This window comes from Amycolatopsis nivea, from assembly GCF_004522235.1.
GTDB lineage: Bacteria > Actinomycetota > Actinomycetes > Mycobacteriales > Pseudonocardiaceae > Amycolatopsis > Amycolatopsis nivea.
This window is the reverse complement of the sequence record NZ_SDLT01000032.1, coordinates 17,052-34,642: the sequence shown is the minus strand read 5'-3', so window position 1 is coordinate 34,642 and position 17,591 is coordinate 17,052. Positions and strand designations below refer to the sequence as shown.

Below are 17,591 nucleotides of genomic sequence, written 5' to 3'. Positions count from 1 at the left end.
GACCCCCTCCCGCACTGCTTGCTCCCGCGCGTTAGCTGAGCAGGAAGTAGGCAGCCATGCACGCGCCAGAAGCCAACGCGAGAACCACGCCGGCGAGCGGAAAACTGACGTCGCGCGGAGCGTAGAACAACCACACCCCGACTCCGGCCACGACCGCACAGGCCACGTCGCGGATACGTCGCGAAGTGAACAACGCCAAGGAAATCGGCCCCAACAACTGCAACGCACTCGCCAACCCCAATGGCAAGATGGTCAGCGCCGGATAGATCAAATTCATCCCCGCGATGGCCGTGCCGAAGCCGAGGATCACCCTCCTTTCCGCCCAACTGCGCGGCACCGCAGGCCGGTACAGAGCCAGCAGAACCGCCGCAGCCAGCCCAAGCCGCAACGCCACCACACCGGACGCGCCGACGTCCTCGGACAACTGCTTCCCGAACGCCTGCCCGAACTGGACGCTCAGCACACTCCCCACCATCAGCGCAGGCGCATTCCTCATCCCTCCAGGCTTGCCTCTGGCAAGCGTGCACGTCCAACGAATCTTTCCGCACGAAACCGTTTAGCCTGGACTACATGATTGACCACCGGTTGCACGTCCTGCGAACCCTCGCCGAGTACGAAACCGTGACCGCGACCGCCGCCGCACTGCACCTGACCCCGTCTGCCGTCTCGCAGCAATTACGGTTGCTGGCCCGGGATCTGGAGGTGGAACTCCTGGTGCCGCAAGGCCGTCGAGTGCAACTGACGCCCGCCGCACACATCGTGCTCCGACACGCCGACGCCCTACGCCCGCAATGGGAAGCAGCCCGCGCGGAACTCGCCGCGGAGGCCACTGAACTCCGCGGCACACTGCGCCTGTGCGGCGTCTCCTCCGCTGGCGACCCTCGCCGCCCCCGCCGTCGCCAGCCTGCGCCGGACGAATCCGTTGATAGAAACGCAAATCACCGAAGAGGAAAGCGCCGACTGCTACCGCCTCCTCCTCGCCGACGAAGCCGACATCGCCTTGGTCCTGCCCGGCCCGGAAGCACCGCCGGTCACCGATTCCCGCTTCGAGCAGACCCCGTTGACGACCGACCGCCAAGACCTGCTCGTCGCCGCCACCCACCCCCTGGCCCGCCGCAAGGGAATCGAACTCGCCGAGGCGGCTGATCAGCCGTGGATCGTCAAGAAACACAACAACGACACTTATCCCTTGGTGACCGCAGCCTGCGCCGCCGCTGGTTTTACGCCTCGGATCGTGCATGAGGTCAAGGAGTGGTACGCAGTTTCTGCCCTCGTCGCGGAAGGCCTCGGCGTGTGCCTGATGCCGAGGATTGTGCCATTGCCGGAGCACGCGGTTAAGCGGATTCCTTTGCTGGGCACGTCTATTCCTACCCGCCAATTGCTGACCGCGGTACGACGTGGCAGCAGCGGACATCCTCTTGTCAGTGCAGGCCTTGCGGCACTGCGCGCCATTGCCTCGGGGAGACCCTCCCGGTAGCCCGGTACGAACAGTGACCAACCGGGCTCTGAACTGCGCACCGCGGAACCACGCTTAACCCCAGCAAGCCATCGCCATCTCGTGGCTCAGCGCCCTGCGGTAGACATCCTCTGGCAGTCCTACCGCATTGTGCGATGTTGCCTCGGCGCGCAGTGGACCAGGCGCATCAAGGAATCTGAGCCTCAATCTGGGCCAAGTAACCGTCGACGATTTCTTCAAACGCGGCGCGGCGATCCGCCCCGAGGGGACGGACTTCGCGGGCGAAGAACGCCAACGCGGGGAAGCGTTCGGGATCGGCGCCGAGCACTGCGACGCGGAACTGTTCCAGACCCTGTTCGTACTCCTCGGCGGTGATGCTGCTGACGCCAGCCTCGGCGGCGATCAGGGCGGCGATGAGGACCACGAGGCGGTGGTACAGCACCGGGATCTGTTCGTCGGGAACCCCGGCCGCGCGCAGGGCTTGCAGCAATTCCTCCATGACCAACCGGGATCCGGTGCCGCCGGACGCGTAGCGGCCCCACACGGTGGCGAGTTGAGGCTGCTCTCCAAAGGCCTCGCGCAGGCACAGCGCCAGTGCGGTGATGCGCTGCTTCCAAGTGCCGTCCGGACGGTAGCCCTCCATGGCGGCCAGCAGGATCCGGTCCGCGACGGCGCGCAGCAGTTCGGTCTTGTTGCGGAAGTGCCGGTAAAGGCTGGAGGGATCGGTCCCGAGCGCGGCGGCGAGTTTTCGCACGCTGAACGACTCCGCGTCGCTCGTGCGCAGCAGGTCTTCCGCGGTGTCCAGGATCTCGTCGGTCGACCATCGCCTGCGACCGGTCATCTCGGCCCCTCTCGTCCGGCCCAGCATAACCTATGCACTTAGCAATGCACACAGTGTGTGCATAATGAGGACAAGTCACTGGGGACACCACGACGCACCCGGCTTTCCGCCGGGAGGAAAGAAGGAATCATGGGAGAACCCGCTGCCCCGACGAGACCGCCGGAGCCGGACTACTCGGTGATCACGCCCGAGGAACTGCACGTCTACCGCGAGGCGGAGAACCGCTTCCGGGCTTCCAGCGCGGCACACCCGATCATCGGAGAGCCGAGCCCCGACGCCGAGATCGAGTGGCGCGAGATCGCTCTGCCCGGCCGCGACCTGCCGGTCCGGGTCTACCGGCCGAGGCTGGAAGCCACACTGCCGTTGGTGGTCCATGTCCACGGAGGCGGCTTCGTGGGCACGGCGGCGCAGTGCGACTGGACCAACAGCCGTCTCGCCGCGCGGCTTCCCGCCGTTGTCGTCTCGGTAGAACACCGCCTGCTCGCACCCGACAGCCCGCTCGCGAACGCCGCGGACGACGGCTGGAACGTGCTCTGGCACCTGGTCCGGCACCCCGCGGAGTGGGGCATCGACCCCGCGCGCGTGGCGGTCTTCGGCGAGAGCTGTGGTGCCCTTATCAGCGCACTGGCTGCCGTTCGCGCCAGGGACGCCGGTCTCGAGCTTAAGGCGCAGGTCCTGGTCAACCCGGTCGCCGACGTGACCGGCACGATGTTCGACTACCCCTCCGTCGCCGAATACGCGTACCGCCCGAGCCCAGCCCTGTCGCTGTTGAAGCTCTTCCAGCGACTCGCCATCCCGCCTGGCGCCGACGCCGCTGCTGTCTCCCCGTTGCACGCCAACGATCTGAGCGGGCTGGCTCCAGCACTCGTGGTGGTGCCCACCCAGGACGCGGTCGCCGACCACGGCCGCCGCTACGCCGAGCGGCTGCGCGAGGCCGGAAGCTCTGTGCAGCTCTCCGAGTACCCGGGCGCGAAACACGCGTTCCTCACCTTGCCCGGCATCGAACCGCAGGCCGAAGCCGCACAGGCGGAAATCCTCGCGTTCCTCGGCGCGGCTTTGGCGAAGTGACGGAGGATCAGGTGCACAACAACGCCCAGCTCGTTCTGGGTTGCATGAGCGTTGTCTGACCCCAAAAACCGGTGCCCAGCGCACTGCCACGGCCTGGTGCCCGCCGGTTCGCCCGACGATCTGCGGCATGCCTGCGAAGCGTCATTGCGCCGACAGCACAACGATCACCGCTCGGCCGTCTCACAGTCGCCTCGCCGCTGAGCGCCAGGCGACCGACATGACCCAGCATTCCCTGGAGGACAACAACATGCGGAAAATCGGCATCGTCGGCGTCGGCGAGATCGGCAAGGCTCTCGTCGAAGGCCTGCGGCACGAAAACGGTGCGGCAGCGGAAATCTTCCTCTCCCCGCGAGGAGCCCGCACCGCCGCCGAACTGTCCGAACGTTTCGAGGGCGTCCAGGTGTGCGCCGACAACCAGGAGGTCGTGGACCGCGCGGATCTGGTGATCATCGCCGTGCGCCGCCAAGACCGCCACGAGGCGCTGAGCGGGCTCAAGGTGGCCGACGAGAAGATCGTGGTCACCCTGATGGCCGGGGTCGGCATCGACGCTCTGCGCCAAGCCCTCGGCACCGGCGCCCCGATCGTCCGCGCCATCCCGCTGCCCGCCGTGCGCGTACGCCGGTCCGTCACCGTGACCACACCTCCGCATCCGGCGGTGGACGCTCTCTTCGACCAGTTGGGCGGGTCGTTGCCCGTCGCGGACGAGGACGCCTTCAACGTCTTCTCCGCCCTAACCGGGACTCTCACCGCCCACTACGCCTACCTCGCCACACTCACCGCCTGGGCCGGCGAGCACGGCATCGCGAGCGAGGTCGCCGAACGGTACGTGCGCGGTCTCTTCCAGAACGTCGGCCGCGCGCTGGAGGACACGAGCCGCTCGCTGGATCAGCTTGCCGCCGACCACGAGACACCTCAGGGAAACAACGAACGAATCCGCACGACGTGGTTCGCGCCAGCCAACGCCGAGGCCCTCGCCACAGCCCTGGACGGTCTGCTCGCTGACCTGAAATAGCGGCTTCCGGGCGAAGACCTGTTTCCGTGCCCTGGAACGGCCTGCGTCTCGCATAGACCTTGCCGGGCGGGGGGGGGATTGTGCCTCGGCACTCCCCCGCCCGCGCGTGCGATGACCGGAACAGACCACGGACGCCCGCGGGCGACGACCGCGGTCAACGACGTTGAGCCTGAACAAGATCAGCTCACCGGAACCGCACCGGCCCAGCAACCGCAGCTCCGGGGTTTCCCGAGGCATGCCGCACCTGTTCGTGTTTCCTGGGGCACGCCGCACCTGTTCGTCCAGTCGTCGCCCCACTCGCTGCCCGCAGCAACAGGATTCCCCGGTACTCGGCACCTGGTTCTTCAGGAGCCACTGACCGAGCACCCGCAGCACCGGATCCCCGGAGCCACACAGGACCTCGCCCTCCGGCAGCCGCCCCGCCCAGCACCCACAACACCGGACCCAATGACCGCGCAGCATCTCCTCCAGGTGCCGCGTCACCCTGGCCCGGCGACTGCAGAGAGGCGGCTGGACTAGGCACCGGTTTCGGTGGCACCGCCGAAACCGAGCCAGTCCATACCGGATCCGAAGAACGGCCACCCGGAGCGCGCTCTCCGACTGCGGCCAAGCGCAACCATCCGACTGCGGCCAAGTTCAGCCATATCGGGTCGGCGCAAGCCACCGCACGCAGATCCCGGCCAGCCAAATTCCGCCCAGCCTCCAGCCGTCCCGGGATTGCCCGCCCGGTTCGGGTACCAGCCCTCGCGGAACCACCACGCTCACTAGATCCGGCAGCACAAGCATCCATTCCTGATGCCGGGCAACGACCTCCCGCACTCTCGCACGCGGAGCGTGCTGTCGTGCAAAGTCGTCCGGACCCACGGCGAAGCGTCCGCGGGACCACCGCATTCGATTAGTCCGGCAGCATAGGCATCTCCATCCCCGCTTCATGGCTCAGCAGCGCCGCTCGGGTCAGCGCGGCCGCGCCGAAGCGGTCTCGTAGCGCGTCCACTGCTGAGTCCAGCGCAGTCGCCTCCGCGGACAGCGCTGGGCTGGACGGTTGATCCAGCGGCAGCGCCAACTGCACCGCGCCGTGGCTGTCGAGGTTCGAGAACGACAGGCCCAGCAACGTCAAACCCCGGTCGTACACCAGCGGTTGCGCCGCGGACAGCAGGCCGCGGGCGGCGCACAGCAAGGTTTCCGTGTGGTCGGTGCTGTCGGCGAGCGTGTGCGACCTCGTGGCGCGAGTGAAGTCCGCGAAGCGCATTCGCAGCACCACCGTCCGGCATACCCGTGACGCGCCGCGCAGCCGACGGGCCAGTCGGTCCACAATGGACACCACGATCTCGTCCAACTCGGCCGGCGAGCGGGAGCGGCGACCCAGAGCACGTTGCGAACCGATTGAGCGGCGACGTTTTCCTGGTTGAACCGCGCGCGGGTCGCGGCCGTGTGCCAAGGCGTGCAGGTGACGGCCCGAACCTGGGCCCAACATGGAGATCAGCGCAGCTTCGGGCAGTTCGGCGACCTGGCGCACGGTGCGGACGCCGCGTTCCCGCAGCTTCGCCGACGTCACCTTTCCCACTCCCCACAACCGCTCCACCGGCAGCGGGTGCAGGAATTCCAGCTCCTGATCTGGCGGCACCACCAGCAAACCGTCCGGTTTCGCGACGCCGCTCGCCACCTTCGCCAGGAACTTCGTGCGCGCCACCCCTACCGTGATCGGCAGCCCGACCTGCGCCAGCACCTCCGCGCGCAGGAGCAGCGCGATCTCCGACGGACGTCCCGCGATCCGCCGCAGACCGCCTACGTCCAAGAAAGCTTCGTCTATCGACACTCCTTCCACCGCCGGCGTCGTCTGCCGGAACACCTCGAACACCGCCTTGCTCGCCGCGCTGTAGACCGGCATCCGCGGCGGCACCACCACGGCATGCGGGCACAACCTCCTGGCCTGCGCCCCGCCCATCGCGGTGCGCACGCCCAACGCCTTGGCCTCGTAGCTCGCGGCCAGCACCACGCCACCGCCCACGATCACCGGCCTGCCGCGCAGCCGGGGATCGTCGCGCTGCTCGACCGAGGCGTAGAACGCGTCGAGATCGGCGTGGAGGATCGGTCCTTCGCTCGTCACGAACATATGTTCGCATCGAACACCGACAAAAACCGCGATCCGTTCACTCGAACGGAGTAGAAAAATCTCCCGAAGCCCGGACGGAACACGGACGGAACGCGCTAACCTCTCCCCCGTGCGGCTCGTCCTGTTCGACCTCGACACCACGCTCGTCGATCGCGCGGAGGGATTCCGCCGCTGGGCGTGGGAGTTCTGCGCGGAACACCGGCTCGCCGACGCGGACGCCGCGTGGCTCATCACCGCCGACGACCGCGGGCGCGCCGACCGGGCGACGTTCTTCAAAAACCTTCGCGAGCGCTTCGACCTGCAAGAACCCGATCTCGAAGACGCCTACCGCGAACGCCATCCCGCCCTCGTCCCGGCCGCGCCAGGCGTGCTGGCCGGATTGCCCCGGCTGCGCGCGGCGGGCTGGCGGATCGGCGTCCTCGGCGAGGGCGAACCGCAGCTGTCCACGCTGCTGTGCACCGGAATCGCCGGACTCGTGGACGGCTGGGCGCTCGCCGGGCCGGACGGACTGTCCACATCGGACCCGAAGCTGTACGGGCTCGTCGCCGAACGCTGCGAGACCACGCTGGACGACGCCTGGTTCGTCGGCGCGGACGTCGGACCCGCCCGGTCCGCCGGATTGCGCACCGTGCGAGTCGGCCCGGACCGCGAACCCGCCGCCGCGATCGCGCTGCTGCTCGAGAGCTAGTTCTCCACGTCGATCTGCCAGGTGCCGTTGCGCTGCGACATCGTGTAGCGGTGCGTCTCGGTCGTCGGGCCGCCGCCGGCGCGGTGATAGGTGATCACCGCGGTGAGCGTGTTCTCACCGGTGACCTTCACGTCGTTCGCGGTCACCGAACTGAACCGGCTCCACCACGCCTTGTACTCGTCGAAAGTCTGATTTTTGTGCGCGGCACGGAACTTGTCGCTGATCATCGCCCAGCCGGCTTCCAGATTGCTCGGCAGGTACGAGAAGTAGGCACGCAGCGCGGAAGCCATCGCGTCCGGCGAGTTCGCCGCGGAACTCGACGACGGAGGGCTGCTCGACGAGGACGGCGCCGACGGCTGCGTCGACGGTGACGGCTGCGACGCGGACGAGGTCCCCGGAGCGTTGGAAGCCGCGGAGCTCTCGGCGGCGGGCGGCGGGTTCGCGGACGGGTTTTCGCCCCCGTGGTCGCGGGTGAGGACGACAGTGACGATCACGGCGATCACGACAAGCAGCGCGCCCGCCCCAGCGAAGATCATCCCGCGGCGTCTTCGGTCCGAACCCGCGGGCGGCGCGGCGGCGCCCGCGGCCGGAACCGCGACCGTGGTGGGCACGACCGGCGGCTTAGCGTCCGGAAGGGTCGGCGGTTCCGGGACCGCCACGACCGGGGTGACGCCGCCGTCGAGTTTGCGCAGTTCCGTGACGACCTCAGCCATCGACGGCCGGTCCTCCGGCTTGAGCTCCAGCAGCTTCAGCAGCAGCGGCTCCAGCTTCCCGGCCTGTTTCGGCGGGTTGATCGAACCGCTGGAAACCCGGTACAGCAAGGCGATCGCGTTGTCCGCGGTGCCGAACGGCGGGTCGCCCTCCACCGCCATGTACAGCGTCGCGCCGAGGGCGAACACGTCGGAGGCGAACGTCGCTTCCTCGCCGCGGGCGACCTCGGGCGCGAGGAACGCGGGCGTGCCGGAGATTTCGCCGGTCGCGGTGAGCGTGACGTCGCCGACCGCGCGGGAAATGCCGAAGTCGGTCACCTTGACCGTGCTGCCGTCGTCGCCGAGCAGGACGTTGCCCGGTTTGACGTCGCGGTGCACGATGCCCGCCCGGTGCGCGGCGGCGAGCACGCCCGCCAGCTGCACCGCGAACGGGATCGCCTCGTCGACGGTCAGCGGGCCGTCCTCGCGCAGTTTCACCGCGAGGCTGCGCGAAGGCAGGTACTCCATGATCAGCCACGGACGGTCCTCGTGCTCGACCACGTTGAAGACCGAAATGGCGTTCGGATGCTGCAGCCGGGCGGCGATGCGGGCCTCGCGCATGGCGCGGTTGCGGGCTTCCTCGACCTTGTCCTCGCCCTGGTTCACGGGCATGAGGAGTTCCTTCACCGCGACGACGCGGCCGAGGATCTTGTCCTCCCCGCGCCAGACCATCCCCATCGCGCCGCTGCCGATCAGTTCGACGAGCTCGTAGCGACCGGCGACCTGCCGGCTCTCCTCGGTCAACGGAAAACCCTTCGGTGCGACATCATCCACGGACGGCGATCACCCAGTTTTCCACGGACGGCCGGAGCCTGATCCGCGACCCACCCGCGCCAGGCCGGGGTTGCTCCGGGTGGCCGAGTCACGACAGGGTGAGCACATGACCACGACAGCGCCGTCTTTCCGGAGTGTGTTCCGGATGGGCGAATTTCGTGCGCTCTGGCTCGCGCACGTATTGTCGGTGGCAGGTGATCAACTAGCACGAGTCGCGCTGACTGTGTTGGTGTTCAACCGAACGGCGTCCGCGGGTTGGGCCGCCGGGACGTACGCGCTCACCTATTTGCCGGACCTCCTCGGCGGTGCGCTCGGCGGGCTCGCCGACCGGTTCCCGCGCCGGACCGTGCTCGTGGTCGCGGATGTCGTGCGCGCATTGCTGGTCGCGTTGATGGCGATCCCCGGCATGCCTTGGCCGGTCGCCGCGGGACTGCTCGTGATCGTGCAACTCGCGGCCGGACCGTTTCAGGCGGCTCGGCAAGCGGTCCTGCCGGACATGCTGGGCGAGGAGAAACTGGCGACCGGTCAAGCGATTCTCTCCTCGACGTACCAGGCCGCGCTGGTGATCGGCTTCGGCGCGGGCGCCGCGGTGGTCGCGTGGCTCGGGGTTTCGGGCGCGCTGTGGGCCGACGCCGTGACGTTCGCGGTCTCGGCAGCCGCGCTGCGCTGGGGATTGCGGCTGTACCCGGTTTCGAAGGTGACCGCGCACGTGCCGCAATGGGCGTCGCTGAAGGCTGGTTGCCGGCTGGTCGCGCGGGACCGGAAACTGCGGTCGCTGCTGGCGATCGCGTGCTGCTGCGGGTTTTACGTGGTGCCGGAGGGCTTGGCGGTGCCCGTGGCCGCGCAACTCGGCGGCACGGGCGTGCTCGGCTGGCTGCTGGTCGCGAACCCGGTCGGGACGCTGCTCGGCGCGCTGCTGATCAGCCGGTTGCCGCGGGCACGGCAGGTGCGGTGGCTGGGCCCGCTCGCGGTGGCGAGCAGTCTTGTCCTGCTGCCGACCGGCTGGACGCCCGCGTTGCCGGTGGTCGTCGCGGTCTGGACGGTGTCCGGGATGTTCTCCGCGCACGACTTGATCACCCAGGTGCAGTACAGCCTCGCCGCGCCGCCGGAACAGCGCGGCCAGGTGATCGGAGTCGCGATCGCGGCGTTGCGGGCGGCGCAAGGCCTGACGATCGCGGCCGCGGGCGCGCTGGCACTGGCCTTCGCGCCGACGACGGTGGTCGCGATCGCCGCCGTCGCCGGGGCAGGGTGCGCCGCGTTGGCCGGGATCGCCTGGACGCGGGCGGTGCGAGCGGACCACGCGGTGCGGCCCCGCCGAACTCCCCTCGACGGGGCCACCCCACCTCCCGCGCCGTAATCCGCGGGACGGGTGCGCCGCGGGACTGGCTTCGGTCACGTCCAGTTGTTGTCACGCATGCCCTCTCACCTCCTCGTGGGGCGGGCTGGGGGCCGGGTCAGCGGGTCCAGTTGTTGTCGCGCACGGTGGGCTCCTTTCTTGGCTTGAGGGGCGGTGGTTGCGGGGGTCAGCGGGACCAGTTGTTGTCGCGCATGGGGCGGTTCCTTTCGCGGTTGGGCGGTCGGTGGTCGCGGGATTCAGCGGGTCCAGTTGTTGTCACGCACGGCGGCGGCTCCCTTCTTGGCTCGACGGGCGGTGGTTGCGGGGCTCAGCAGGACCAGTTGTTGTCGCGCATCGCGGCGGCTCCCTTTGCGGTTGGGCGGTCGGTGGTCGCGGGATTCAGCGGGTCCAGTTGTTGTCACGCACGACGGCCGCTCCCTTCTCGGCTCGGCGGGTGGTTGCAGGGGTTCAGCGGGACCAGTTGTTGTCACGCATCGCGGGCGGCTCCCTTCACGGCTCGACGGGCGATGGTCGGCGGAACTCAACGAGTCCAGTTGTTGTCACGCACAGCAGCGGCTCCTTTCGCGAGTTGACGGCAGTGGTTGCTGGGATTCAGCGGGTCCAGTTGTTGTCGCGCACGACGGCAGCTCCCTTCCGGATCGACGATCAGCACTCAGCACGTTCAGCGAGTCCAGTTGTTGTCGCGCATGGCAGTTGTTCACCTCCTCCGCGCACATTTCGTGCAGTGGTTTCAGCCGTCTCACCGAGTCCAGTTGTTGTCGCGCATCGCGAGCCCTCCTTTCCGCATCCCGGATTCCCTTCTTCGCCCCATTCACCAGTTGTTGTCCCGCACTGTGGGCACCTCCTCTCATCTGCGAAGACCGAAGTCTCGACCTCGAGTCGAGACCGCGAGGGAGACCGAAGTCACCGAAGAGCCGTCCAGTTGTTGTCGCGCACTGTTGTCACCTCCGTTTCAGAGTCGCGCCTTCGGCGGTTTTCGCACGTCATCGCCGGTCGGCTGGTCACCGAATGTGGCCATGGGGGTCCCAAGAGGACCCTGTTGGATCCCCTGGTCCGGCCCGGATTCGGAGCAGCTGGTCACTACTCACAGTGGCCACCTCCCCTCGCCGGCCGGCCAGCGCTGGGCTGACCGGGCGAAATCGCCCCGGGGCTTCCCAGAGTCCGGACGACAGGCAGCACACAACGCGCCTCGTCGTTTACCGTAGAAGCCAATCGGGTGAGGTGAAGAGTGCGCGGACGAGTTGCCGGGTGGTTCACAGGCTGGCGCCTATGGCGGTTGCCCTCTCACGTCCGCATGTATGTGCTGCTGGTGAACGTCGTGGCGGTGGGCACCACCCTCGCCACCGCGTGGCTCGCGCCGGTGCGTCAGATCGACCTGGTCCGATTCGGGGTTCTCGCCGTCTGCGCGGCGCTCGCGATCGAGGCGACCCGGCACATCGAACGGCAGCGCGAGTACAGCCGAGCACCCGCAGTCGCGTACGTCGACACCAAGGCTGTGTGGAGCATCGCCGCCGTGGTGGCGCTGCCGGCGATCCTCGCGTCGGCGATGGTCGTGCTCACCTACGCCGTCGCCTGGTGGCGGATCTGGCCGCGCGAACGGCCGGTCCTGCCGCACCGCTGGATTTTCTCCTGCGCGTCCGTCCTGTGCGGCACGCAAGCCGCCGTCGCGGTGCTCGCGCTCGGGATGCACGAGTACCCCGGGGTACTCGCCCACGGCTTCGGGCCTGGCCTGGTCGACCTGATCGTCTTCGTGCTCGCCGCCGGGCTGCGCTGGGCGATCAACACGGCGCTCGTCATGGTCGCGATCGCGCTGTCGAGCCCGCCGCGGTCGTTCGCCGACCTGTTCTCCGGTTTCGGCGACCAGCTCCTCGAAGCCGGCGCGATCGGCCTCGGCCTGGTCACCGCCGCGCTCCTGCTGCTGGCCAACCCGCTGATCCTGGCGGGTGTCGTGATCGCGCTCGTGGCATTGCACCGCGGGCTGCTGCTCACCCAGTTCCAGCGCGACGCGCGCACCGACGTCACCACCGGGCTCGCCACCAAACGCTGGTGGCGCACGGTCGCCGAGCGCTACCTCGAACGCGCGCGGGCGAACCAGGACAGCGTCGGCGTGCTGCTGCTGGACCTCGACCACTTCAAGGCGATCAACGACACCTACGGCCACCCCACCGGCGACCTGGTGCTGCGCGAAATCGCGCTGTCGCTGCGCGACGAGGTCCGAGAGCAGGACGTGTGCGGCCGCTGGGGCGGCGAGGAGTTCGCGATCGCGCTGCCGGACATCCCGAGCGCCGAGCACCTCGGCCACATCGCCGACCGTATCCGGCGGCGGATCCCGCAGGTGGTCGTCGCGCTGCCGGACCAGGATTCGGTGATCAGCGACCTGACCGTCTCGATCGGCTGCGCGCTGTACCCGGCGAAGCACCTCGCCAGCGTCGACGACGTGCTGGTGGCCGCCGACGCCGCGCTGTACCGCGCCAAGCAGGCGGGCCGGAACCGCGTCGAGCTGGCCAGCGCTTGACCGCCTGCTCAGGCCACCGCTAAAACTCGTCTCATGGACTGGACTCTCGAGGTCGTCGTCGTTCCAGTAACCGACGTGGACCGGGCGAAAGCGTTCTACGTCGACCAGGTCGGCTTCCGCCTCGACCACGACATCAACCCCGGACCGGGCCAGCGCCTGGTGCAGCTGACGCCGCCCGGATCGGGCTGTTCGATCGTGCTGGGCAAGGGCATGGTCCCGGACATGCCGCCGGGGTCGCTGAAGGGTCTGCAGCTCGTCGTCGCCGACGTCCGGAAAGCTCGCGAGGAGCTCGTCGCACGCGGCGTCGACGTCGGCGAACTCCAGGTCTACGGCTCAGACCCGGGCACCGGCGCGCTCGAAGACCTCGACAACATCGGGTTCATCCACTTCGCCGACCCCGACGGCAACAGCTGGGCCGTACAACAGATCTCCGCCCGCGCCAAGAACTCACCCTCGACCACGGCAACCACCGGTGCCCAACCGACCTAATCCACCAACGCGCCACAGCTGACATTCACCGTCGCAGCCGTCATCGTGCGGGCGCGATCGGACGCGAGAACCGCCGCACCGACATCAGCTAGCGTCGCAGTGCGGCCGACTCGCCAGCCCGACAGCAAGAGCTGGTCCGTCCAGCAGATGTCCACCCGCGCCAAGAGGTGACCCTCGACCACGGCAACCGCCCGTGTCCAACCGGCCTAATCCACCAGCGCGCCGCAGCTGACATTCACCGTCGCAGCCGTCATCGTGCGGGCGCGATCGGACGCGACAAACGCCGCCACCGCACCGACATCGGCCAGCGTTGCGGTGCGGCCGAGCATGGTCGGCTCGGCGAGTTCCGCACTCAGTTCCTCGGCACCGGGGAAGTCCGCGGGGATCGTTTCCGGGACACCGCCGGTCCGAAGGGTGACCGTGCGGACGCCGTACCGGCCGAGTTCGGCGGCGAGTTGCCGACGCATCGCTTCCAGCGCGGAGAAGCCGACCTGCAGACCTCCGACCGCGTGGTTGCGCACCGGGTCGCCGTCGCCGCCGAAGAGGAGGACTACGCCGTTGCCTTGGCGTTTCATGTGCCGACCCGCTGCACGCATCGTCAAGAAGGTGGTGCGCACGCCGTTGACCACCGGTTGTTCGTAGTCGGCCAACGACATCTCGACCATCGGAGTCCCCTGGACGTCGCCGTGGCTGATCACGTTCACCGAGATGTCGAGACTGCCCACGGCCTCGACTACCGCGTCCGCATGCGCATCGACGGATTTCTCGTCGAGCGCGTCGACTACGGCAACGTCGGCGGTACCGCCAGCAGCGCGGATCTCCCCGGCGACTCGGTCCAGCTTCTCGCGAGTGCGTCCGGCCAGGAAGACTCGCGCGCCTTCCTCCGCGAACGCTCGCGCGAACGCACCGCCGATTCCTCCACCGGCGCCGTACACAACCGCGTTTTTGCCTTCGAGCAGCATCTTCCGGGCTCCCTTCTCATGCCTGTCACCAGTGCGTCGAGCGGGGAACCGGGAAATCGACACCGTTCTCAGGGACGTTCCGCACCCATCGGATTCGGAATAGGCACACCTCCGTTGTCGATGATCCGTCGACTTAACGGGACTGCCAGGTCCAGCAGCCGGTCGACGCCTTCCGGACCCAAGGCTTCCAGCGGGGCGGCGGCCAGGCGGTCGGTGGTTTCCTCGATGGTTCGGCGGACTTCCGCACCCGCTGGGGTCAACCCGCGAGCGTCGAGCAGACCGCGATCGACCAGGTTTGCCGTTGCCTCGGACCATTCCTCGTCGGTCCACCCTCGGGCGCGCTGGACTTGCTCGCGGCTGGTGGCTCCGGTGGCGATGTGGGTGAGGGTGGTTTCCAGCCCGGTCAGCCCGGACGCGACTGCGGCCAGGACGTGGCCGTCACCGCGATGTTCGCGCAGGACGGCAGTAGCGAGCCACAACCGGGCCAGCGGCCGGTCCGGGCGAGGCACCGCGGACCAGGCCGCGGCGAGTGGGCGGGCGTCGAATTGGCAGGCGGCGACCGCTTGTTCCAGCAGCGTGACCAGTTCGTCCACAGTGGACGGACCCAGCAGCCGCGTCAACGCCGCTTCGACCGCTTCCACCCGCGTGCGCACAACATCGGCGGGAGAAGCGAACGTCCACGCGTCCGGCAGCGCTCGCTCGACCATCCGCGGCGCGAACCCGAAGAACATCGACGTGACCGGTTCCGGGCCGATGGGACCGAGTGGCGCCGCCCGGCCCGCGAAGTAGCCCATCCACCAGCCGCGCAAGCCGACATTCTTCGCCGCCGCGGCGGGTTCCGGGGCGAAGTAGACGACTGCGTGGAGGGGTTCGATGGCGGTCCAGAGGTTTCGGGCCGGGTTCGGCTTCATGCGGAAAACTCTAGGCCCCGGGTACGACAAAAACCGCCGCGCAGGAAGAAGCCCGCCGCCCCGGAAGGGGGACGGCGGGCCGTGGAACCGAAAAACCTCAGGCGAGCTCGAGGCCGTAGGACTGCAGTTCCAGAGTCAGCGGGTAGAAGTAGCTGGTCTGGGTGTCGCCGCCGGAGAGGGTGCCGAGGCCCTTCTCGCCGTCGTACGCCGGGCCGCCCGAGTCGCCGTGGTCGGTGTGGGCGGTGGTGCCGAACTCGTGGTTCAGGACGCCGACGTCGAAGTTGACCGACTCGTCCACCGAGGTGACCTCGCCGCTGCCGCCGCCGGTCGTCTGGCCCATCTTCTGGATCTGCTCGCCGACGGTCGGCGTGCCGGCGCTGGTGATCTGCTGGCCGGTGTTGATCGCGCCGGGGCCGGAGCCGTTCGGGCGAGTCAGCAGGCCGGAGTCGGCTCCGGGGCAGTCGCTTTCGACGACCTGCGCGCCGGAAACGTCGCCGCCGGACCAGGTGCCGCCCTCGTTGGTGCAGTGGCCCGCGGTCAGCATGTACGGCTGGCCGCCCTTGGTCACGTTGAAGCCGAGGGAGCAGGTGAACTGGCCGTTGTTGATCGAGTCGCCGTCCGCGATGTAGGTGGCCAGCTTGCCCGAGCGGTGCTCGACGCGCGCCGCGTCGCCCAGTTTCGCCGCGGCCGCCGCGACCTTGTCCTTCGTGGCCTGGGACGCCGAGTCGTAGATCTTCACCACGACCTGGTTGGTCTTGGTGTCGATGCCCCACGACGTCTGCGGCACGTTCTTGACGGTGTCCATCTGGTTCTTCGCGCCGGTGAGGGCGGTGAAGCTGTGCTTGACGAGCTTGGTCGCGAAGCCCGCGGCCTCTGCCTTCTCCTGCGCCGCGGCGTCGGTGACGTTCAGGACCGCCTTGCCGCGTTCGAGGTAGATGCCGCCGTTTCCGGCGCCGAGCGTGTCGGCGACCTGCGTCGCCTGGGTGATCGCCTGTGCCTGCATCTGGGCGAACGCCATCGGGCTTGCCGAGGCGGCGTTCACGCACATGCCCGCGGTCAAGGCCGCGGCCGACAGTGCGGTGAATCCCGCGACGAGCGTCTTCCGGGAAGTCATGGATCTTCCTCCAGGTGGGCTGAACCGACCGGTGGGACGCCCCACACTTTTGTTGCCCGGCAACCAACGCGAAACCGACGAAGGTTGGTTAATAACCAAAAAATGCGGACCAATCGGACACCGTTGCGCCGTTCGGGCCACCTGGAATACCCCGAACGGCACCGCTGACCTGCGTCGCGACCTGGATCAATGCTGTCCGGGCCACCGGACGTGCTCGGCGTAGCCCTCGTTCTTGCGCAGGTACCCGGCGATGAACGGGCACACCGGCACGATCACGCCGCCCCGCGCGACGACGTCATCCAGCGCCGCCTTCGCCAGCACCTTGCCGAGCCCGCGGCCGCCGAACTCGTCACCGATCTCCGTGTGCGTGAAGACGGTTTCGGTGTCCTTCGAGGTGAACTCGGCGAAGCCGGCGAGCTTGCCGTCCGCATACACTTCGTAGCGGTTTTCGCTGTCGTTGCGGGAAACGCTGGTCTCTTCGCTCATTCCCGCATCTTCACACACCACCGCCGGCGGGACCCGATTCCGTGCTCTCCCTGGCAAGCACCGTGTGCGGCGCGACGAACTCCTCGGCAGGCAGCTCCGGGTTCTCGATCCGGGCGGCGAGACGGGACACCGCGGTCCGGGCGATGAACGGAGTGTCCAGCGAGACGGTGCTCAACGACGGGCGGGAATAGCGGCCTTCCTCGATGTCGTCGATGCCGATGATCGCGACGTCCTCCGGGACCCGCAGACCCGCGTCGAAAACCGCTCGGATCGCACCCATCGCGAGCAGGTCGGAATAGCAGAAAATCGCGTCCGGGCAAGGGGATTCGCGAAGCAGCGACGCCGTCGCCGCGTATCCGTCGGCCCGCCCGTAATGGGCCGCGGTGGCCTGCAACGCGTTCACCGGCTCGAGCCCGTGCTCGTCGAGCGCTTTGCGGAATCCCTCGGTGCGCTGCAACGGCGTCGAGTACGTCTCCTTCGGCTGGGCGCCGACCGCCGCGATGCGCGTGCGGCCGCGGTCGAGCAGATGCGTCGTCGCGTCGTGTGCCGCGACGACGTTGTCGATCGCCACGTGGTCGAAGCGGTTGTCGAAGACGTGCTCGCCGAGAAGGATCAGCGGCGACGAGCGGGCCGGGTCCACGTCGCGCAGTTCTTCGCTGGTCGCGAGCGGCGCGAACAGCATCCCGTCGAACAGGTTCCGCCTGCCTCCGCCGCGCAGCAGCTGGCGTTCCCGCTCGTGGTCGTGCCCGGTCTGGTCGATCATCACCTGGAAACCGAGGCTCGCGGCGGCGTCGATGACCTCGCGGGCGAGCTGGCTGAAGTACGGCACGTCGATCTCGGGCACGACCAGCGAGAGCAAGCCGGTCTTGCCGGTGCGCAGCGTGCGGGCGACCGGATTCGGGATGTAGCCGAGTTCGTCGATGGCACTCAGCACGCGCTGGCGCATCTTCTCGCTGACGTGCTCGTACCCGCTGACGACGTTCGACACCGTTCGCACGGAAACCCGCGCCCGGTCCGCCACGTCCCGCAACGTCGCCGCCATGAAACTCCTTCCGC

At 68.5% G+C, this 17,591-nt stretch carries 16 protein-coding genes and 1 pseudogene; 8 read left to right on the top strand and 9 right to left on the bottom strand.

Annotated features, from left to right (window positions below; all coding sequences use genetic code 11):
- Positions 1–31: 31 nt before the first annotated feature.
- Complete coding sequence (locus tag EIZ44_RS45725; protein WP_240691460.1) at positions 32–496, bottom strand: EamA family transporter; 465 nt, start codon at positions 494–496, stop codon at positions 32–34.
- A 74-nt stretch (positions 497–570) separates the two neighbouring features.
- Between EIZ44_RS45725 and EIZ44_RS45720 the strand changes: the two are divergent.
- Together EIZ44_RS45720 and EIZ44_RS45715 are read left to right on the top strand one after the other, a co-directional pair.
- Positions 571–693, top strand: a pseudogene (locus tag EIZ44_RS45720) (helix-turn-helix domain-containing protein); the annotation flags it as partial.
- Positions 694–922: 229 nt separating this feature from the next.
- Positions 923–1,477 carry a LysR substrate-binding domain-containing protein gene (locus tag EIZ44_RS45715; protein ID WP_240691459.1) on the top strand — a complete coding sequence of 185 codons (555 nt, stop codon included), beginning with the start codon at positions 923–925 and terminating at the stop codon, positions 1,475–1,477.
- A gap of 166 nt (positions 1,478–1,643) precedes the next feature.
- On the opposite strand, the gene EIZ44_RS30940 is transcribed toward EIZ44_RS45715, so the two are convergent.
- Positions 1,644–2,297: a TetR/AcrR family transcriptional regulator gene (locus EIZ44_RS30940; protein ID WP_134732758.1), complete on the bottom strand. Its 654-nt coding sequence runs from the start codon at positions 2,295–2,297 to the stop codon at positions 1,644–1,646.
- Positions 2,298–2,426: 129 nt separating this feature from the next.
- On the opposite strand from EIZ44_RS30940, the gene EIZ44_RS30935 reads away from it, so the two are divergent.
- Together EIZ44_RS30935 and EIZ44_RS30930 are read left to right on the top strand one after the other, a co-directional pair.
- A complete protein-coding gene (locus EIZ44_RS30935) occupies positions 2,427–3,365 on the top strand; it encodes an alpha/beta hydrolase (RefSeq protein WP_134732757.1) in 939 nt (312 codons plus the stop codon).
- Positions 3,366–3,582: 217 nt separating this feature from the next.
- Positions 3,583–4,377, top strand: coding sequence for an NAD(P)-binding domain-containing protein (locus EIZ44_RS30930; protein ID WP_205673370.1), 795 nt, complete (start codon positions 3,583–3,585; stop codon positions 4,375–4,377).
- Positions 4,378–5,272: 895 nt separating this feature from the next.
- Here EIZ44_RS30930 and dinB read toward each other — a convergent pair.
- Positions 5,273–6,490: a DNA polymerase IV gene (gene dinB, locus EIZ44_RS30925; protein ID WP_134732756.1), complete on the bottom strand. Its 1,218-nt coding sequence runs from the start codon at positions 6,488–6,490 to the stop codon at positions 5,273–5,275.
- A gap of 109 nt (positions 6,491–6,599) precedes the next feature.
- Here dinB and EIZ44_RS30920 point away from each other — a divergent pair, with 109 nt between their 5' ends.
- Positions 6,600–7,178 (top strand): HAD family hydrolase, encoded by a 579-nt coding sequence (locus EIZ44_RS30920; protein ID WP_134732755.1) that lies wholly within the window; start codon positions 6,600–6,602, stop codon positions 7,176–7,178.
- Here the strand turns inward: EIZ44_RS30920 and EIZ44_RS30915 are convergent.
- The gene (locus EIZ44_RS30915) at positions 7,175–8,671 is read right to left on the bottom strand and encodes a serine/threonine-protein kinase (protein ID WP_134732754.1); all 1,497 of its coding nucleotides are present in this window, start codon (positions 8,669–8,671) and stop codon (positions 7,175–7,177) included. The genes EIZ44_RS30920 and EIZ44_RS30915 overlap by 4 nt on opposite strands.
- Positions 8,672–8,807: 136 nt before the next feature.
- On the opposite strand from EIZ44_RS30915, the gene EIZ44_RS30910 reads away from it, so the two are divergent.
- From EIZ44_RS30910 to EIZ44_RS30900, 3 genes are all read left to right on the top strand, one after another.
- The gene (locus tag EIZ44_RS30910; RefSeq protein WP_134732753.1) at positions 8,808–10,058 is read left to right on the top strand and encodes an MFS transporter; all 1,251 of its coding nucleotides are present in this window, start codon (positions 8,808–8,810) and stop codon (positions 10,056–10,058) included.
- Positions 10,059–11,286: 1,228 nt separating this feature from the next.
- Positions 11,287–12,573, top strand: a complete 1,287-nt coding sequence (locus EIZ44_RS30905; RefSeq protein ID WP_205673369.1) for a GGDEF domain-containing protein — start codon at positions 11,287–11,289, stop codon at positions 12,571–12,573.
- 33 nt (positions 12,574–12,606) lie between these two features.
- The gene (locus tag EIZ44_RS30900) at positions 12,607–13,062 is read left to right on the top strand and encodes a VOC family protein (RefSeq protein WP_134732751.1); all 456 of its coding nucleotides are present in this window, start codon (positions 12,607–12,609) and stop codon (positions 13,060–13,062) included.
- A 206-nt stretch (positions 13,063–13,268) separates the two neighbouring features.
- On the opposite strand, the gene EIZ44_RS30890 is transcribed toward EIZ44_RS30900, so the two are convergent.
- From EIZ44_RS30890 to EIZ44_RS30870, 5 genes are all read right to left on the bottom strand, one after another.
- Positions 13,269–14,024: an SDR family NAD(P)-dependent oxidoreductase gene (locus EIZ44_RS30890; RefSeq protein WP_134732750.1), complete on the bottom strand. Its 756-nt coding sequence runs from the start codon at positions 14,022–14,024 to the stop codon at positions 13,269–13,271.
- A 68-nt stretch (positions 14,025–14,092) separates the two neighbouring features.
- Complete coding sequence (locus tag EIZ44_RS30885; protein WP_134732749.1) at positions 14,093–14,935, bottom strand: SCO6745 family protein; 843 nt, start codon at positions 14,933–14,935, stop codon at positions 14,093–14,095.
- 97 nt (positions 14,936–15,032) lie between these two features.
- On the bottom strand, positions 15,033–16,049 hold the full coding sequence (locus tag EIZ44_RS30880) for a S1 family peptidase (RefSeq protein WP_134663354.1): 1,017 nt from the start codon (positions 16,047–16,049) through the stop codon (positions 15,033–15,035).
- Between the two features lie 186 nt (positions 16,050–16,235).
- Entirely contained in the window at positions 16,236–16,535 is a 300-nt protein-coding gene (locus EIZ44_RS30875) for a GNAT family N-acetyltransferase (RefSeq protein WP_134663355.1), read from the bottom strand.
- Between the two features lie 10 nt (positions 16,536–16,545).
- Positions 16,546–17,577: a LacI family DNA-binding transcriptional regulator gene (locus EIZ44_RS30870; protein ID WP_134732748.1), complete on the bottom strand. Its 1,032-nt coding sequence runs from the start codon at positions 17,575–17,577 to the stop codon at positions 16,546–16,548.
- Positions 17,578–17,591 lie beyond the last annotated feature (14 nt).